The organism is Halorussus marinus (assembly GCF_004521895.1).
Classification (GTDB): domain Archaea; phylum Halobacteriota; class Halobacteria; order Halobacteriales; family Haladaptataceae; genus Halorussus; species Halorussus marinus.
Genome location: NZ_SBIR01000020.1, coordinates 1 through 13861 on the forward strand (window position 1 = coordinate 1; position 13861 = coordinate 13861).

Sequence of the window (13861 nt, forward strand, 5' to 3'; positions counted from 1 at the left end):
GCAGGGCTTGGAACAGGCCGCTCACACCTTCGGCATTGTTCGATCACTCAACTTGGCTGGTGAATCCGTCGACTCAACCATTGATTGCCTCGTTATCGGGGCTTTCCGCAGCTCTACATAAGAGCGGAGCGTCTTAACCAACAGGGTATTTTGTCGGCGGAGTTGTTGGTTAAGAGAACACAGGCTCGTCCCCGTCCGTTTCTTAGCGCCTCTATCATCCGTTCTCGTGGGGTATGGACTTAGTATCGTATGAATTTGAGGATTAGAACGGTTCTCTGGCGTCCCGAAGCCGACCTGTGCTCTCTAAGAGTTTATTTCATAGTTTTGTTTGTGGAAAGTTTTATAAGGGTGGGGCACATATGTAGGAATATGAGTCAGGAACCTGATACTTCTGATGCACGAATCGAACTCGAAACAGTAGACCTCGCCCGAGAAAAAGCCGACTCAGTTGACTACCTCAACGAATACCTACTCGTCGCCGAGTGGACCACACCACGAGGATACGAGCAAACAGCCACAATCACTTGGGATTGTAGGGAAGGTGCGTGGGCCGTCGCAACTATCGACGGTGACGAACGCCTCGTCAAGCTCTACGACGACTTCGACGGCGCTCTCGACCGATTCGAGGATTGTCTGGAACAGGCGGAGAAGAACAAGTCCGTCGCTTACGCCTAAGCGTGCTGGCTACACGAGGGTTCGATTCCTTCGGCGCTCCTATACACCACCGAGAAACTCGCTATGCTCTAAAGACGGGAGAATCAAACTATGAGTACGAAACAATTCAACACTCACGGAAGTAGCACAGACAGCTCAGTAACAGTCCTCGATAATCTCGTCAACGCCAACTCACAGGACGGCGTGTTCATCTACCGAGACGGCGACGACCTCGCCATCGAATCACCTGTTCAGACCGCCGAGTTCACTCTGGATGACCTCGTGTATGTGTACGAGGGACAGATGGATGTGTTCCATCAAGTGTTCGAGGGCCGTGGAGAAGTTCACGACTTTTGGTGGACACCACAGGGCTTCGAGATGGTGATTCACGACGGTCTCGAACGACACACAGTCCGATTCCTCATCCAAGAGGGTGATGCGTTATGAAAGATATCTACGCACCTCCTGAAGAACAAGAGTTGACTCCTGATGCGTTTTGGCTTCCAACCGACGCAGACAGCGTTGAGTTAGTTGAACCTGAGACGCAAGTAGATGAACCTGAAGAACCTGAGAACAAGATTTTCGATATCCGAGCTGAAGGCGGCGGATATGGATTTATCGGCGGTCTCGTTGGGGCGGTTGAACTGACGCCAAGGGGAGAAATTGTAGACGCAGAGATGTATGTTGAAACTCCTCACGACCTCGACGCCGAGGGTGATTTCCGATGAGTTTAGAAACTACTATTGGGTGGGGATTGATTTTGGTCGCACTTCAGTTGTTCTTCATCACTCGGCATCTCGAAAATATTGAGCAAGAACTAGCCAAACCACGGCAGGTCCAAACACAGCAAGAATCCCCAAGCGGGAGTGATAGCCGATGATTCGCAAGTACACGCAGCGGGACTATGTACACATGTCCGTGATGCGGGTGCGTGATTGGGAGTTCAACGCCCGAGATATCCAGACCGTCATCGCTGACGACTACGACACAAGAGTCTCGATGGAGACGATTCGGAGTGTTCTCAAAACGCTCAGAGAAGAAGGTCTTCTGGAACTGACGGACGACGGCAATCACTACAAGCGAAACTTCTAGGCGTGCTGGTGCTACTCAGAGAGTTCGATTCTCTCAACGCTCCTTATGTCAGCGAAAAAATTCCGTCTGACGGTTGTAACGACTACAAGAGAAAACGGCTACGACTGGAACATCGTCGAGTGCCCAGAGTGTGGTGAAGAAATCCAACAGCGCCACATCGAGGACGATGGACGGTGGTTCCACGAGGACTTCCAAGAGGATGTGTGTCCTGCCTGCGACCAATCCATGCAGATTGGAGATGACGGCCAAGACGATGAGGATGGGAACGAAATCACGATGCCGACCATCAACAACTACGGCTACCCTGACGACGGAGGTGATTCTCCTGATGCCGCATGATTACTGGCGTCATCACATCGTGGGATGAACAGGGCGGCGTCGGACTCGTCACTTCTCCTGATGAAGTTCCGAAGAATATTGAGCCGATTGTAGACGAAGAAATCGTTGGCCGTTCTCTTGACTTGCAGGTCGGCGATGTAATCCAGTACGAACTCGGTGAAGAGAGCCAGGGATGGATTGTTTCTGAAGTCGTCGCCATCGAGGGCGAACCAGTATAGCGTTAAGTGGGACGGGGACTCACCATCGGTCTATGACTATCTCCCACGAGCCGAGTATGGACGCCCGTGAGCCTGCGGACGATGACTTCGAGACTTTCGAGCAGTTGGAGCCAGGTGATGAAGTGAAGTTTTTCGAGTGGGCTGTATCGCCACTTACAGTTGTTGCACGAGAAGATGATGAAAAAGTTGGAGAACGGATTCGGGTGGAGGCAGAAGGGAGCGAGTCGTTCCTCTATGCGGTTGACGGACACTTGTGGCACTACTCTCCTGAGTATGAAGGCGAGAACAATCCGTTCCCTGTGCAAAATCTCACTCACGCTGAGGAGGTCGAAGTAGAATAGCGACAGAGAGCACAGGTCGGCGTAGGGACGATAGAGAAAGCCTCTACTCGCCGCTTTTGACCTTCTTCACATACTCGACTACATCCACGACTCCGTTCTCTTCAAGCGCCCACCGAATCCCGTTCAATCGTCGGTCGTGTTTCTGGATGACTTCAGCTGCCTTGTCAATCCGAGAGCGGAGTGAATCGAGAAGTTGCTTGTTCGCCTGCGTCTTGTTCTCTACCGCATCCAAGCGTTCTTCCAGCTCATCAATCCGAGCCTCAAGTGCCACTCGTTCAGGGTCTGACTCTGACGACTCACCAAACACATCGCCAATCAATCCTTGCTGAATCTCCGACTCGCCCTTGGCCGTGAGGTCGTGGACTCGGACTTCTGTTCCGTTGTCTTCCTCGTGCCAATACTCAACGAGACCTTCTGGTTCGAGCTTCTGGCGTACTGAATAGCCAATCGCATCTGTGTCGATACCCGTCGAGGACTTTAGGTCGGTCGTAGACAACGGCTCGTCGTTCTTGTAGAGCGATTCGAGGATGAGTTTCTCTTCAATTCTGAAGTTCATAGTGTCCTAAGCTTGTGTCTCTAACCCTACAGGAGTAACTGAACGCCCGCAAATATCGATATGTGATTCAGACTGATTCAGAGACCGTAACGCTCAGTCCGACATAATTAGACCGCCTAAGACCCGTGTAGAGGAGAGGGAGAAAGTGACAATACGACAATAGTTTAATAAGGTTATGTGACAGTATATTTAGATATGAGTTCTGGTTTAAATTTCAACTATGAACGAGAAGTAGAACAGTTACGAATAGCGATTGAATTCCACGAACAACAGAAAGGACGATTAGAGAGTCGGATTAGAGAGCTGAAGAACGAGTTAAAATCTGGAGGAGGCGAGCTCTCTCTAGTAACAGGAGAGATGGGAGCAGGGACGACTACCAGCAGTATCAGCATAGCCGAACGAGATGACAATCCTATCATCTCGAATCTTGAATCCCTGGAAGATGCATACTACGCAGAGTCGTGGGCGCAAGTAGAAGCAGCTCTCGAAGCACACTCAGACCAACAGTACACGATTCTGATTGACGAATACGCAGGCGGAGACGACGGATATGAGTTTGTCCAGGAGATGCTGAAGCGAGGTCATCATGTGATTCTCGTAGTTCCTAATCGAGATTATTTGCATCCGTGGCTCCGAGATTTAGCCGACACAGAACACTATATCTCTCACCGTGAGTTTGACGGAATCTTCCCACCACGACGCTCGTTCGATACTTGTGAGATTCCACGATTTGATTTCACCAAACCACCTGAAGCGTATCCGAGAGCGGAATTTGAAGACGAAGATGATGAACCCAAAACGAAGTTTGCTGAATTCTTCGGACTCACCCAAGAAGAAGCGGAGGCTATCGGTGTATCCGATGAAGAGCATAACGAAGATGAGCAACCAGAGGAAGTAGCTGGCGAGGACGATATCTTCAGCGACGACACAATTCTACCGCAATTCCATCTCGATGAGTTAGAACGAAAACTCGACTACAATCTCGGTCATGTGGATGGCTTCCACGACCTCGACTGGAAGTCCAAGTGCAAACTCGCCAAGATTGCTGTAGAGAACGACCTCTCAGTTGAGGATGCGGAGACTGTTCTCGACCCATCGGTTAACGAGTTAGAGACGATTCTCAAACTCTCGCAGCGTGATAGAGATTCTGATGAGTTGCCTGACTCGTTGGATATCGCAGACTGGTTGGAGTATTTACTCGGCCTACTTCAGGAGGGCGACGACGCCCGTGATTCCGATGTTTGAATATAAGCGAGAGAACAGGCTGTTTTTCGTCCGCTGTTACTGGTGTGATGAACACTTTACAATCAAAGACCAGCGGTCGATGCATCTACTTGCAGAACATCCTCGATTCTTAGACGAGTGGAGTGAGTTGAACAAAGGTACTTGGTTGCCGTGGCGGATGGAGATTCCAGAAAAACCAGACGACCTCGATTCTGAGGGTGATAGTCGATGAATCGATTCTATTACTACTACAAGCTCGCCACCGTTCAACTGGGGAGTATTCCTTTATCTCTAGTTGCTCCGCAACACGCCGCTCGTGCAGATGTAATCGGTCATATCGACGCCCTCATCCCACACTCGGCAACACACCCACAATTCCACATAGACACAGCGACAGCAGAACAAGAAAAGCAACTTAAATTCCTCATCGAAGACCTCTACCACTTCGCAAACTTGGAGGTCGAATATACGACAGCAGACGAAGCAGATGTAGAAATAGAAATTCGAGAGAATTGGAGTTGTGTCGTCCGAGGTGTTGTTGGCGGTGAGAAACGAGAGTGGGAACACGGAGTCTTACCGCTCCCTCCAATTCGAGATGGCGAAGCTCCTGATGAGTATCATGGGTTCGAGCTAGAAGACCTCGATTCAGAGGGTGATGGTTCATGTTAGACGACGCTCGTTCGAACTTGAAGCCAGCCGCTTCCACAGCTCTTGTTGGTGGTGTCGTCGGGACGGTCGTGATGGCCGTCGGCGGCGCACTCGGGATGACAGTTGGTGGTGTGATTGGATTCGCTGTCTCAATTGTTACCTCTCTCGTGGCAGTCGGCATCTACCTCTTCACGCTCGATATGACGCTCCAGCAATTGGGCGTGGATACTCGACGGCATCGGCGACAGGCTCGACGAGTGTACAACCAGATGAAGCGGCTCGTGTCGATTGGCATTCGGAAGGGTCGGCGAGGTCTTGGTGTTGCACTCAGAGGTGTGCGTAGGTCGGCGAGGATGGTCTACAATCGGCTTCGAGGTGGTATCCGATGAGTTACTCATCCTCTGCTACTTGGGACGCAGAAGCGTATGCAGGAGGGCTTGTCGTCGGTGGAGTATTCTTCGTGGGCGTCTGCGTGGGTGCAGGCGTCTCGTATGTGTTCGCTCGCCTGTGAATCCGCTTAGAGAGCACAGGTCGGCTTCGGTGACAGTCATCACAGGCGAAACACTCTATTTCTCACACTAATTATATGCTGTCAAGATGCCAGGTATGGACCACGGTCTCGAACGAGGAGTCGGGATGATTGTCGAGACCGTCGTTGTTGCCCTCCTGATTAGTGAACTCGTTCCGCTGCTGGTCGAACAAGGATACTTGCCACCAGGCATCTTCTGGTGGGTAATTCCTGTTTCAATCGTCTCTGCGGTGATGACTGTGGATGCGTCCCGCTACTGGTCGTTCGGCTACCTCGCAGGCGTTGTCATCGGCATCTATCTCGCCATCCCAATCTTCCTCGAAGCAGGATTGCTGAGTACACTTGATATCCTGATTTACGGTGGTCTCGCAGTTGCGGCAGTTGGTCTCCGAGTCAAGATACACAGTTCTGGATTCTGACTACCTGCCTGTCCAGTAGTTACATAAAACTCGGCTGATTCTTCTCTCGTGATGAATCGGACTACGCTAATTGCTCTACTTTCTTTTCTTGCGACAGTCTTTCTCATCGGCATCCCCACAGCAGCTGGATTCTATCCACCCCTCTTTGCAGGTCTCACCGAAACACTCCCTCTCGACTTCATCTTCACCTGGATGCTCAGATTCGGGATTCTCGCTCTCGGGTTCACGCTTGGATGGTATCTTCGAGGCGAATCTGAGACAGCAGACGCTGAACGAGTTAGTGAAATTGAAGGCTGTATCGAGAAAGACGATATCGCTTGGAAAGGGACGGCCACACTCTCTCGTGGAAGTATCGTAGACACCGATGTTGAGTATAAGCAGATTTGTCCGAAGTGCCAGACGCCGATGAAGAAGGAGTCGTATGAGATGCCAAGCGGCGGTCGGGGACGAAAGCCAAGTTATGGTCGTTCAACAACCACAACACGACGGGTCTGGGAGTGCCCGAATAGTGAGTGTGGACACACAGCAAAACGAGACTCGGGGAAACACGATGAAGCGGAGAATCTATTCGAGCGGCATATCGGACGGATAGTCGAGAGTAGCGAGGACGAGGAATATTCTCTCCAGTCCTTGCTCGACCGCATCGGTGAAGGTGAGGAAGTTACAGGACAACGGATTTGGGAAGAGTACGCCGAAGTCGTTGACGACGAGCAAGTCAGTACAAACTGCTTCCACTAACGATGGTTGACTGGAACATCGTCTTCAGTACTATACTCGGTGGGACACTCACACTGGCCGTAACAGGAGGTGTATCTTGGTGGGAATTCAAACGGCGTGAGAAGCGACAAGAGCGGAACTGGTATCGACGAGTCCACCGCCTCGCAGTCCGTAGCTTGACTCCGAGGACGACGATGTTCGCTATGGACGACGAAGACCGAGAAGTCCTTGCTCGGGAATATGAATCTAACAGCGAGCAGCTGCAGGAGCTACTCGCCGACCCATATGCAGATACCGACCCTGAATTATACAGTGCCGTTCAGAACCTCGTATTCCACCTGAATCAGTATGTGAATCGGAATCCCAAAGAGCGGGATGATAGTGCCCGAACGCTGGATAACAACGATATCCAGGAATATGCTCTCATCACTTGCTTCCACATAGAAGAGCGAATTGCCCACGACCTCGACTTCAACGAGCCTTTGGAGGAGAATTTCGAGCAAGCCCGAGAACACTATCTTGAGTGGATATCTGACTCCGATGAGGAGGAAGATGAAGAAGAGTAGTCTGTCCAGTAGTTACATAAAACCAGACTGGTTCTGCTCACTTGATGGATAGAGATGACCTCCAACTAATCTTCGTCGGCATCTCTGCTCTAACAGGACTAATCCTCGTCTTGTTCCGTATCTCCAGCACCGAGTCGAACTACTTGAATTGGATTCCCTCTATCTTCAGAGGTTGGGTCGGTACAGCACTCCTTACCCTCATCGGCGTCTATCTTGGATGGCAGATTCTCCGAGTCCTTTGGCCGAGCGGAGACGGGGATACTGAAAGTTGGTTTGAAGAGGTTGAACGAACGGCTAACGGGATACAGCAAGCCTGGCATTACTCAGGCGCTCGTCCCGAAGATGAAGACCGTAAGCGAACAGTCGAAGAGATGGATAAACTCACGGACGAGCTGAAGGAACACAGGCGACACCAGAACGCTACGGACGAGATGACCGAGGTGATGAACGAAATCATCCAGCGGTGGGACGACTGTCGAGACCTAATCCTCAGCTCTCACAACACGCACTACTATTCGATGCGGGAAGTGTACCTCTCCGACGACGCTGAACAACTCAAAAACCTCATCGACCGAGAACGACAAGGACGACTTCGGCGAGGTCTCTCGAAACTCGCTGTGAAAGTACGGAATAGAATCGAGTGGATACGAGAGAAAATCCATAACCTGCGCTCAATCCCGATACCTTACGAAGTCCACAAAGAATTGAAGAACCACCTCTCAAAAGAACGACTCTCTAGATTCAGCAACAGCGAACACTACCTCTTCATACTCGGAGAACACACCTACGAACTCGTCCACTACGAACACGACGAACACCAATTCAATATCTACGAACTTCGCTACGACTTTCGCCACAGCCCTATCGCCATCGATTTGCTTGCTGGATGGACTGTAACCCCTGATATGCTACTTACTAGAATAGACGAAGCCGAGATGGTGGATACGATTCCTGTCGAATTCTTCACTCGGAGTGGATACGGCCTCAAAGCCCTTGCAGAATCTGACCCGATGGTTCGACACGATGACCCACGAGAAGATGATGGAGAAGATAGCGCCGACGAAGAAGCAGATAGCGAAGGCGAGGAGACCGAGAAAGAGCCTGAGGAAAATTAGCCCAAGAACGCCCAGTAGACTCGGCGGCCCTGTACACTCAACTCATCAACTTCGAACTCGGTAAACCGTGGCTCGTCGGAGTCGGTATCTGAAGTGTCCTTCATAGTAATCACACGGCAGAGCCGTCAAATCCTTCGATGTTCTGATAGCCAATCGTCCCGTTCTCACCAAACCGCTTCAACAACTCAATCTGATTCTTGAATTCCTCGTGCGCTTCATCCTGCGCCTTCCCGAGTCGCTCAGGACGGTGTGCTTGCTCAACCAAATCATCCAACGCCTCTAACGCATCCTCGACCGAATCATAGCGACGGTCGATGTTATCGAGCTTGTCCTTGTCCACAAGCAAGAACTCGTACACAGGCATATTCTGACCAACCTGCTTTGGAACACGCTTGCTAGCCGTTTTCTTCTCGGGTAACTCTTCAACTACTTCCTGTTTGATTTGATTCGCAAGGTCTCGAACGCCCTCGACCTTCGGCCCGAGCCACTCCATCTCCATCTGGTCAACATACGAACGAGCCGTCTGGGTAGTCTCGACACCGTAAACTTCCTTCACCAGCTCCTGCACCTCATCATACTCTGGTTGGGAGTTATCGTTCTTAATCGCAGTCTCTATCGCCTGCACACGCTGGCCTTTGGATTTCTGTCCGAGTCCGATGTTCTGGAGTTCGCCGCTACTCATCTCTCGAAGGTCGTCAACTGTGATATTCTGCGACCACTCTGTCGCCGTTTCTTGCTGGATGAGGTTATGGACAGAACCAATATCAAACCGTTCAGAATCACCTGTCACGCACGCATACGCAACCTTTGATTCCATCGTCTCCACACCAACTTCACCACGGAGATAATCTACGAGTTCTCGCTTACAATTGATTCTCTCCATCCGAGAATTGAACGGCGATTCTACGAACTTGATGAGCGATGGTGTAAGCCACTCACCAATATACCGCTCCTTCTCTGAGTGAATCTGACTCCAAGTCTCATCAGGTAATCGGACACGAACTGGTGAATTAGAATTCTCGGTTGGTTCGAGGTCGTCTGGAACATCGTTCGAAAGTGCCTCCTGACCGTTCGCATCGATTATTTTTATTTTATCCACCTCGGCGGCAGATTGCTCTCCAAGTACCTCTGAGAGTTGGCGGTCTACGAAGTTCTCAACCTCCGAAATCTCATCTCTACACGGCTTGTCTCGGTCAAAGTGGAGAATCTCATAGAGGAGTTTACCCTGGGAGAACTCCTTGTTCTGAGTGCGGGCGGTGTCACGAAGTCCGAAATACACGAAATTCGGGAGTGTGAGTTTTCTCTCGGTCGTTGCACCTTGTCGTGAAAGTGTCGAAGTTACCTTCATACTGATATGTAGGAATTACTACCCTATATAGCTTCTGTCTAAGTGGGCGCAAATTGTGAAGTTAGAACCCTACTATACTATAACTAATACAGTAAATAGTATATTATAGTATAGTAGTAGTGTAGTAGTTGTAGAATCAGTTTTTCTCTGCCGTGCTGTTGGAGAACGACCAGCTCTGAACAGGCGGCACAGCCGCCAAGACCACCATCTTCAGATTTGAGTTATTTTGGGGCGAGAGCAATCTCGTCGTGAGGTGAATAAAATAATAATAATCGAGTGAGTCGTTGTGGACTCTTCTCATCCTAAGAGCTATACGACATGACACAAACACAGCGGATGTGACTGACGAAGACGAGTTTCGAATTAGCGAAGAGGAGCGGGAGCGCCTTGTTGCTGAAGAAGTTGAAGAGTTCCCGTTTGACACTCCCAAGTATACGACCTATCTTCTGAATCCTGCAATCAATCTCTCCCAGTCGAATCGTCCCCAGGTTGTGGGGCAGATGAGCGATGTCATCGAAGAGTTTCGAGAAGAACATCCTGATGGGACTTTCGAGGATTGGGTAGAGTTCTATATGGAGGAGTATGACGGTGAGGAGCGCCTGGAAGAGTCAGCGGAGAAAGCGTACCCGATGGTGGAGAAGATGCGGGATGCGTTCGACCAGATTGACGAAGAGATGACTCGGAGGTACATCCGAGACCTCGTTCTCTTCAAGACCTACGAGGGGTTCGATATTCAGGAGGCAATTCTCCGCAAGCTCGGTGATATGTTCGATGAAGAAGTGAGCCGAGGGACGGCTGCTGATGAGAGTAAAGGCATCGACGGGTATGTTGGCGACCAGCCCGTCCAGATTAAGCCAGTCACCTATAAGGACAATCTACAGGAGGATATCGATGCGCCGATTGTCTTCTACGACGAGAATAAGACGAACAAGGCGATGACGGTCGATATCTCCGAATTGAAGGAGGAGATGCAATAGATTCGCCGTTGGGTCAGCGAGCACCAATAACTACAAACACCTCCACGGATAGCTTGTCCGTATGGAGACCGAGCATAGGGTTTATATTGGTAATTCGAACAATCTGTCTCAGATTGACGATAACGAAGTGGAGCTCGTCGTCACTTCACCTCCGTACCCGATGATTGAGATGTGGGACGACCTCTTCTCTGGCCTGAATCCTGATATTGAAACCGCTCTTGATAGCGGAGAAGGTCGAGAAGCGTTTGAGCTGATGCACGAGGAACTCAACAAGACTTGGGATGAAGTCAACCGTGTCCTCGTGGATGGTGGAATCGCCTGCATCAACATCGGGGACGCCACACGGAAGGTAGCCGATAGCTTCCGAGTCTACCAGAACCACGCTCACATCACAGAATACTTCGACGGGATGGGTTTCGAGCCTCTTCCAGATATTCTCTGGCGGAAGCCGACGAACTCAGCAGCGAAGTTTATGGGGAGCGGGATGATGCCGCCGAACGCATACGCCACGCTCGAACACGAGTACTTGCTCATCTTCCGCAACGGGAAGGATAGTCGGAATTTCGGCTCGAACAACGATGTTCGGTATGAGTCGGCGTACTTCTGGGAAGAGCGAAACGAGTGGTTCTCCGATGTTTGGGAAGGTATCAAGGGAACTTTCCAACAGTTAGAGAACGCCGACGAAGAGCTACGAGACCGTTCTGCGGCATATCCGTTGGAAGTCCCGTACAGACTCATCAATATGTTCAGCGTCTACGGTGACACCGTTCTCGACCCGTTCTGGGGTACTGGCACAACCTCGCTGGCGGCGATGATTGCAGGACGGAACTCTGTCGGGTATGAGTTGGAAGAAGACTTTACTGATGTATTCGACGCCGAGGTCTCCGAGGTCAAGGAACTCGCCCACGGGACAGTCTCAAAGCGAATTCGGCGACACGAGGAGTTCGTTGAACAGCGCCTGGAGGACGGGAAGGACTTCAAGTATGAGGCGGAGAACTACGACTTCCCCGTGACTACGAAGCAAGAGAAACCGCTCCAGCTCTATACGATTGATAGGGTCGAGCAGGCGGAGAACGGGTACACGGTAACGCACTCACCATACAACGAGTCGGAGCCGATTGAATCAGGCGACCAGCAGGAACAGGCCACACTGGGTAGTCAGTTCCAGTAATTCCGATTCTTCGGTCTCCTTCCTGAGCGAACCCAGGCTATATGTAGGGTAGAGCGCAGCTTAGCTCGATATGGGACGATATCCGAAGTGTCCAAGTTGCAATCAAGATATCAAGACGAGAAAAATCAAACAGCACACAGAAGGTGGATTCTGCTACCATGAGTGTTACAAGTGTAACAAAATCTTCTCGGTGACGCCCGCCTGAATTTCTTCTTGCTCTGTATACAGCGGACAATATATTGTCGTCTGTGTACACGGAATTGGAGCCTATGTACCGACAGGGTGGGGTGTGGAGTTCACATGAGCAATCCCTGGAGACCGAGTGCAACCGCAACCAGATTAGCGACGAATCCGAGGATATAGAAGAACCAGTTACCGAGGAAACTCCCACTCTTTGTGACGCCGAGTGCGTGCTTGTGCGAGCTAATTGGTTTGTACGGGCGCACGCCTGATGGATTCAGTGCATCGCCGATGATGTGATACACGATACTCAGGAAGCCGACGATGAACAATCCAGTCACGGGAACAGCGACAGCGACGATTCCAATCTGGTCAAGACCGAACTGAATCACTATCCCGACGCCCGCCAATACAGCTCCGACGACTCCCGCAAACCAAATCGTGTGCGTCGGACCTCGATGACGCAAGAGCGGGATGACCATATCCTTGTCTGGGACCATCGACAGCATCAGCACTAACACGAGTCCGCCGATGGCGAAGATTGGCCGTCCTGTTTCGAGGAGGAAGTAGGTTATCGGCGAGTAGAGCAAGAGGGCGATTCCTTTGTGTCCTTGACTGTGCATGGTCTCATAACTCAACCCGTTTCAGAGCGTAGCGTTCCTTTGTGGATTCTTCAAGCGGTGCGACAATCTCCATCTCCCTGAGCGCCGAGAGGATGTTGTAGGTCTTCATCTTCGACCAGCAGAATCTATCTGCGAGCTGGTCTACGGTTGCCGTCCCGACTCGACGGAGATAAATCACGATTAGCTTGCCTGCGTCCGATTCTACACGAGAAAGTAGTTGTTCTAATTTCATAACTGAACAATTGAAATATACTATTCAATCCCCAAATATGTTGTTGTAGTTATACTTTGTGTGCGCCTGTGCGTAGGAGGTATCCTTTGCAGGGGAGCACCTTTGGGAACTTATGACAGAATAGTTAAGTGTAGTTATGATTTCTCTTGCGGTTACTGAAGAACTGCGTGAACAGGCTAAGAACAAAGGACGACCTGCTGGCGAAGATTATGACCGTTCCCAGAAAGAGCGGGACTTCGACAAGTATGTCGGCGACCTCGGGGAGCTGGTGTTTGCTGAGATTCTTGAGGAGAAGACGAGTTTCGAGTACGAGCATCTTGGCGGCCAACGACAGGCGGACTTTGATGTGGAAGGCTTCTCAGTCGATGTGAAGACTCGGACGGTGATTGACGACGAGAAACGAGACCTGATTGTTCCCGCTGACCTCGCCGATGGCTTCCACGATTTCTATGTTCTCCTGCGGTGCGTGTACGCTGAGGATGACTGGGAAGACCTCGACCGACACGAGCGAACTGTTGAAGCGTTAGAGTTCATCGGCTTGTGGGATGCGGAGACAATCGAGAAGGTGAGTGAACCGTTCAACCCGCCGTGGGTGCAAGGACGGTCGTCGGCGAACTACCGAGAGACGGTTATCTGTGATTATGGGACGCACGCTGACCTGATGGACTTCTCGCCTTTGATGGAATCACGGCAAGCACAGCCCGCTGACTGACTCACTTCGTTTTCTCGTGCAACTCTTAACCAACACTCCGACTCGACAGCGTGCTGTGTTGGTTAAAACTCTGCGCTCTTGTGTAGAGCTACGGAAAGACCCTATAGTTACACTGAGCCAGCCATAATCTGGGAGTATGTCTTCTGCTCAGCCGGCGTTCGGCGCGATGTTTCGAGAGCTGATCAACCTGGGCGTCGTCG

At 50.9% G+C, this 13861-nt stretch carries 20 protein-coding genes and 1 pseudogene; 18 read left to right on the forward strand and 3 right to left on the reverse strand.

All coding sequences use genetic code 11. From position 1 onward, the window contains the following. The 8 genes and pseudogenes from EPL04_RS18260 to EPL04_RS18295 form a co-directional block, all read left to right on the forward strand. Nucleotides 1-121: pseudogene (locus tag EPL04_RS18260) on the forward strand (IS1595 family transposase); the annotation flags it as partial. 248 nt (nucleotides 122-369) lie between these two features. Continuing rightward, nucleotides 370-675 (forward strand): hypothetical protein, encoded by a 306-nt coding sequence (locus tag EPL04_RS18265; RefSeq protein ID WP_134672618.1) that lies wholly within the window; start codon nucleotides 370-372, stop codon nucleotides 673-675. Nucleotides 676-765: 90 nt separating this feature from the next. Further along, a complete protein-coding gene (locus EPL04_RS18270) occupies nucleotides 766-1101 on the forward strand; it encodes a hypothetical protein (RefSeq protein ID WP_134672619.1) in 336 nt (111 codons plus the stop codon). After that, a complete protein-coding gene (locus EPL04_RS18275; RefSeq protein WP_134672620.1) occupies nucleotides 1098-1382 on the forward strand; it encodes a hypothetical protein in 285 nt (94 codons plus the stop codon). The genes EPL04_RS18270 and EPL04_RS18275 overlap by 4 nt, the downstream gene beginning before the upstream one ends. Nucleotides 1383-1530: 148 nt before the next feature. Continuing rightward, entirely contained in the window at nucleotides 1531-1746 is a 216-nt protein-coding gene (locus tag EPL04_RS18280; protein WP_134672621.1) for a hypothetical protein, read from the forward strand. A gap of 45 nt (nucleotides 1747-1791) precedes the next feature. After that, nucleotides 1792-2085 carry a hypothetical protein gene (locus EPL04_RS18285; protein WP_134672622.1) on the forward strand — a complete coding sequence of 98 codons (294 nt, stop codon included), beginning with the start codon at nucleotides 1792-1794 and terminating at the stop codon, nucleotides 2083-2085. Next, nucleotides 2082-2303, forward strand: coding sequence for a hypothetical protein (locus EPL04_RS18290; protein ID WP_134672623.1), 222 nt, complete (start codon nucleotides 2082-2084; stop codon nucleotides 2301-2303). The genes EPL04_RS18285 and EPL04_RS18290 overlap by 4 nt, the downstream gene beginning before the upstream one ends. A 32-nt stretch (nucleotides 2304-2335) precedes the next feature. Continuing rightward, nucleotides 2336-2644 (forward strand): hypothetical protein, encoded by a 309-nt coding sequence (locus EPL04_RS18295; protein WP_134672624.1) that lies wholly within the window; start codon nucleotides 2336-2338, stop codon nucleotides 2642-2644. A gap of 43 nt (nucleotides 2645-2687) precedes the next feature. On the opposite strand, the gene EPL04_RS18300 is transcribed toward EPL04_RS18295, so the two are convergent. Beyond that, complete coding sequence (locus tag EPL04_RS18300; RefSeq protein WP_134672625.1) at nucleotides 2688-3200, reverse strand: hypothetical protein; 513 nt, start codon at nucleotides 3198-3200, stop codon at nucleotides 2688-2690. A gap of 195 nt (nucleotides 3201-3395) precedes the next feature. Between EPL04_RS18300 and EPL04_RS18305 the strand changes: the two genes are divergently transcribed. From EPL04_RS18305 to EPL04_RS18335, 7 genes are all read left to right on the forward strand, one after another. After that, the gene (locus tag EPL04_RS18305) at nucleotides 3396-4445 is read left to right on the forward strand and encodes a hypothetical protein (RefSeq protein ID WP_134672626.1); all 1050 of its coding nucleotides are present in this window, start codon (nucleotides 3396-3398) and stop codon (nucleotides 4443-4445) included. Nucleotides 4446-4652: 207 nt separating this feature from the next. Next, nucleotides 4653-5093: a hypothetical protein gene (locus EPL04_RS18310; RefSeq protein ID WP_134672627.1), complete on the forward strand. Its 441-nt coding sequence runs from the start codon at nucleotides 4653-4655 to the stop codon at nucleotides 5091-5093. Then, nucleotides 5087-5461, forward strand: coding sequence for a hypothetical protein (locus tag EPL04_RS18315; protein ID WP_134672628.1), 375 nt, complete (start codon nucleotides 5087-5089; stop codon nucleotides 5459-5461). Before EPL04_RS18310 ends, EPL04_RS18315 begins: the two co-directional genes overlap by 7 nt. Nucleotides 5462-5669: 208 nt before the next feature. After that, a complete protein-coding gene (locus tag EPL04_RS18320) occupies nucleotides 5670-6020 on the forward strand; it encodes a hypothetical protein (protein WP_115882100.1) in 351 nt (116 codons plus the stop codon). 51 nt (nucleotides 6021-6071) lie between these two features. Then, on the forward strand, nucleotides 6072-6758 hold the full coding sequence (locus tag EPL04_RS18325; protein WP_134672629.1) for a hypothetical protein: 687 nt from the start codon (nucleotides 6072-6074) through the stop codon (nucleotides 6756-6758). 182 nt (nucleotides 6759-6940) lie between these two features. Next, nucleotides 6941-7303, forward strand: coding sequence for a hypothetical protein (locus tag EPL04_RS18330; protein WP_134672630.1), 363 nt, complete (start codon nucleotides 6941-6943; stop codon nucleotides 7301-7303). A 44-nt stretch (nucleotides 7304-7347) separates the two neighbouring features. Next, nucleotides 7348-8418 (forward strand): hypothetical protein, encoded by a 1071-nt coding sequence (locus EPL04_RS18335; RefSeq protein ID WP_134672631.1) that lies wholly within the window; start codon nucleotides 7348-7350, stop codon nucleotides 8416-8418. Between the two features lie 109 nt (nucleotides 8419-8527). Here EPL04_RS18335 and EPL04_RS18340 read toward each other — a convergent pair whose 3' ends face one another. After that, nucleotides 8528-9766 (reverse strand): hypothetical protein, encoded by a 1239-nt coding sequence (locus tag EPL04_RS18340; RefSeq protein ID WP_134672632.1) that lies wholly within the window; start codon nucleotides 9764-9766, stop codon nucleotides 8528-8530. Nucleotides 9767-10104: 338 nt separating this feature from the next. Here EPL04_RS18340 and EPL04_RS18345 point away from each other — a divergent pair, with 338 nt between their 5' ends. Both EPL04_RS18345 and EPL04_RS18350 read left to right on the forward strand, forming a co-directional pair. Next, complete coding sequence (locus EPL04_RS18345) at nucleotides 10105-10743, forward strand: MjaI family restriction endonuclease (RefSeq protein WP_134672633.1); 639 nt, start codon at nucleotides 10105-10107, stop codon at nucleotides 10741-10743. 61 nt (nucleotides 10744-10804) lie between these two features. Beyond that, nucleotides 10805-11914 (forward strand): DNA-methyltransferase, encoded by a 1110-nt coding sequence (locus EPL04_RS18350; protein ID WP_134672634.1) that lies wholly within the window; start codon nucleotides 10805-10807, stop codon nucleotides 11912-11914. A 296-nt stretch (nucleotides 11915-12210) separates the two neighbouring features. On the opposite strand, the gene EPL04_RS18355 is transcribed toward EPL04_RS18350, so the two are convergent. Next, nucleotides 12211-12717, reverse strand: a complete 507-nt coding sequence (locus EPL04_RS18355; RefSeq protein WP_167599523.1) for a metal-dependent hydrolase — start codon at nucleotides 12715-12717, stop codon at nucleotides 12211-12213. Between the two features lie 368 nt (nucleotides 12718-13085). Between EPL04_RS18355 and EPL04_RS18360 the strand changes: the two genes are divergently transcribed. Next, complete coding sequence (locus EPL04_RS18360; protein WP_134672636.1) at nucleotides 13086-13661, forward strand: hypothetical protein; 576 nt, start codon at nucleotides 13086-13088, stop codon at nucleotides 13659-13661. Nucleotides 13662-13861: the final 200 nt, after the last annotated feature.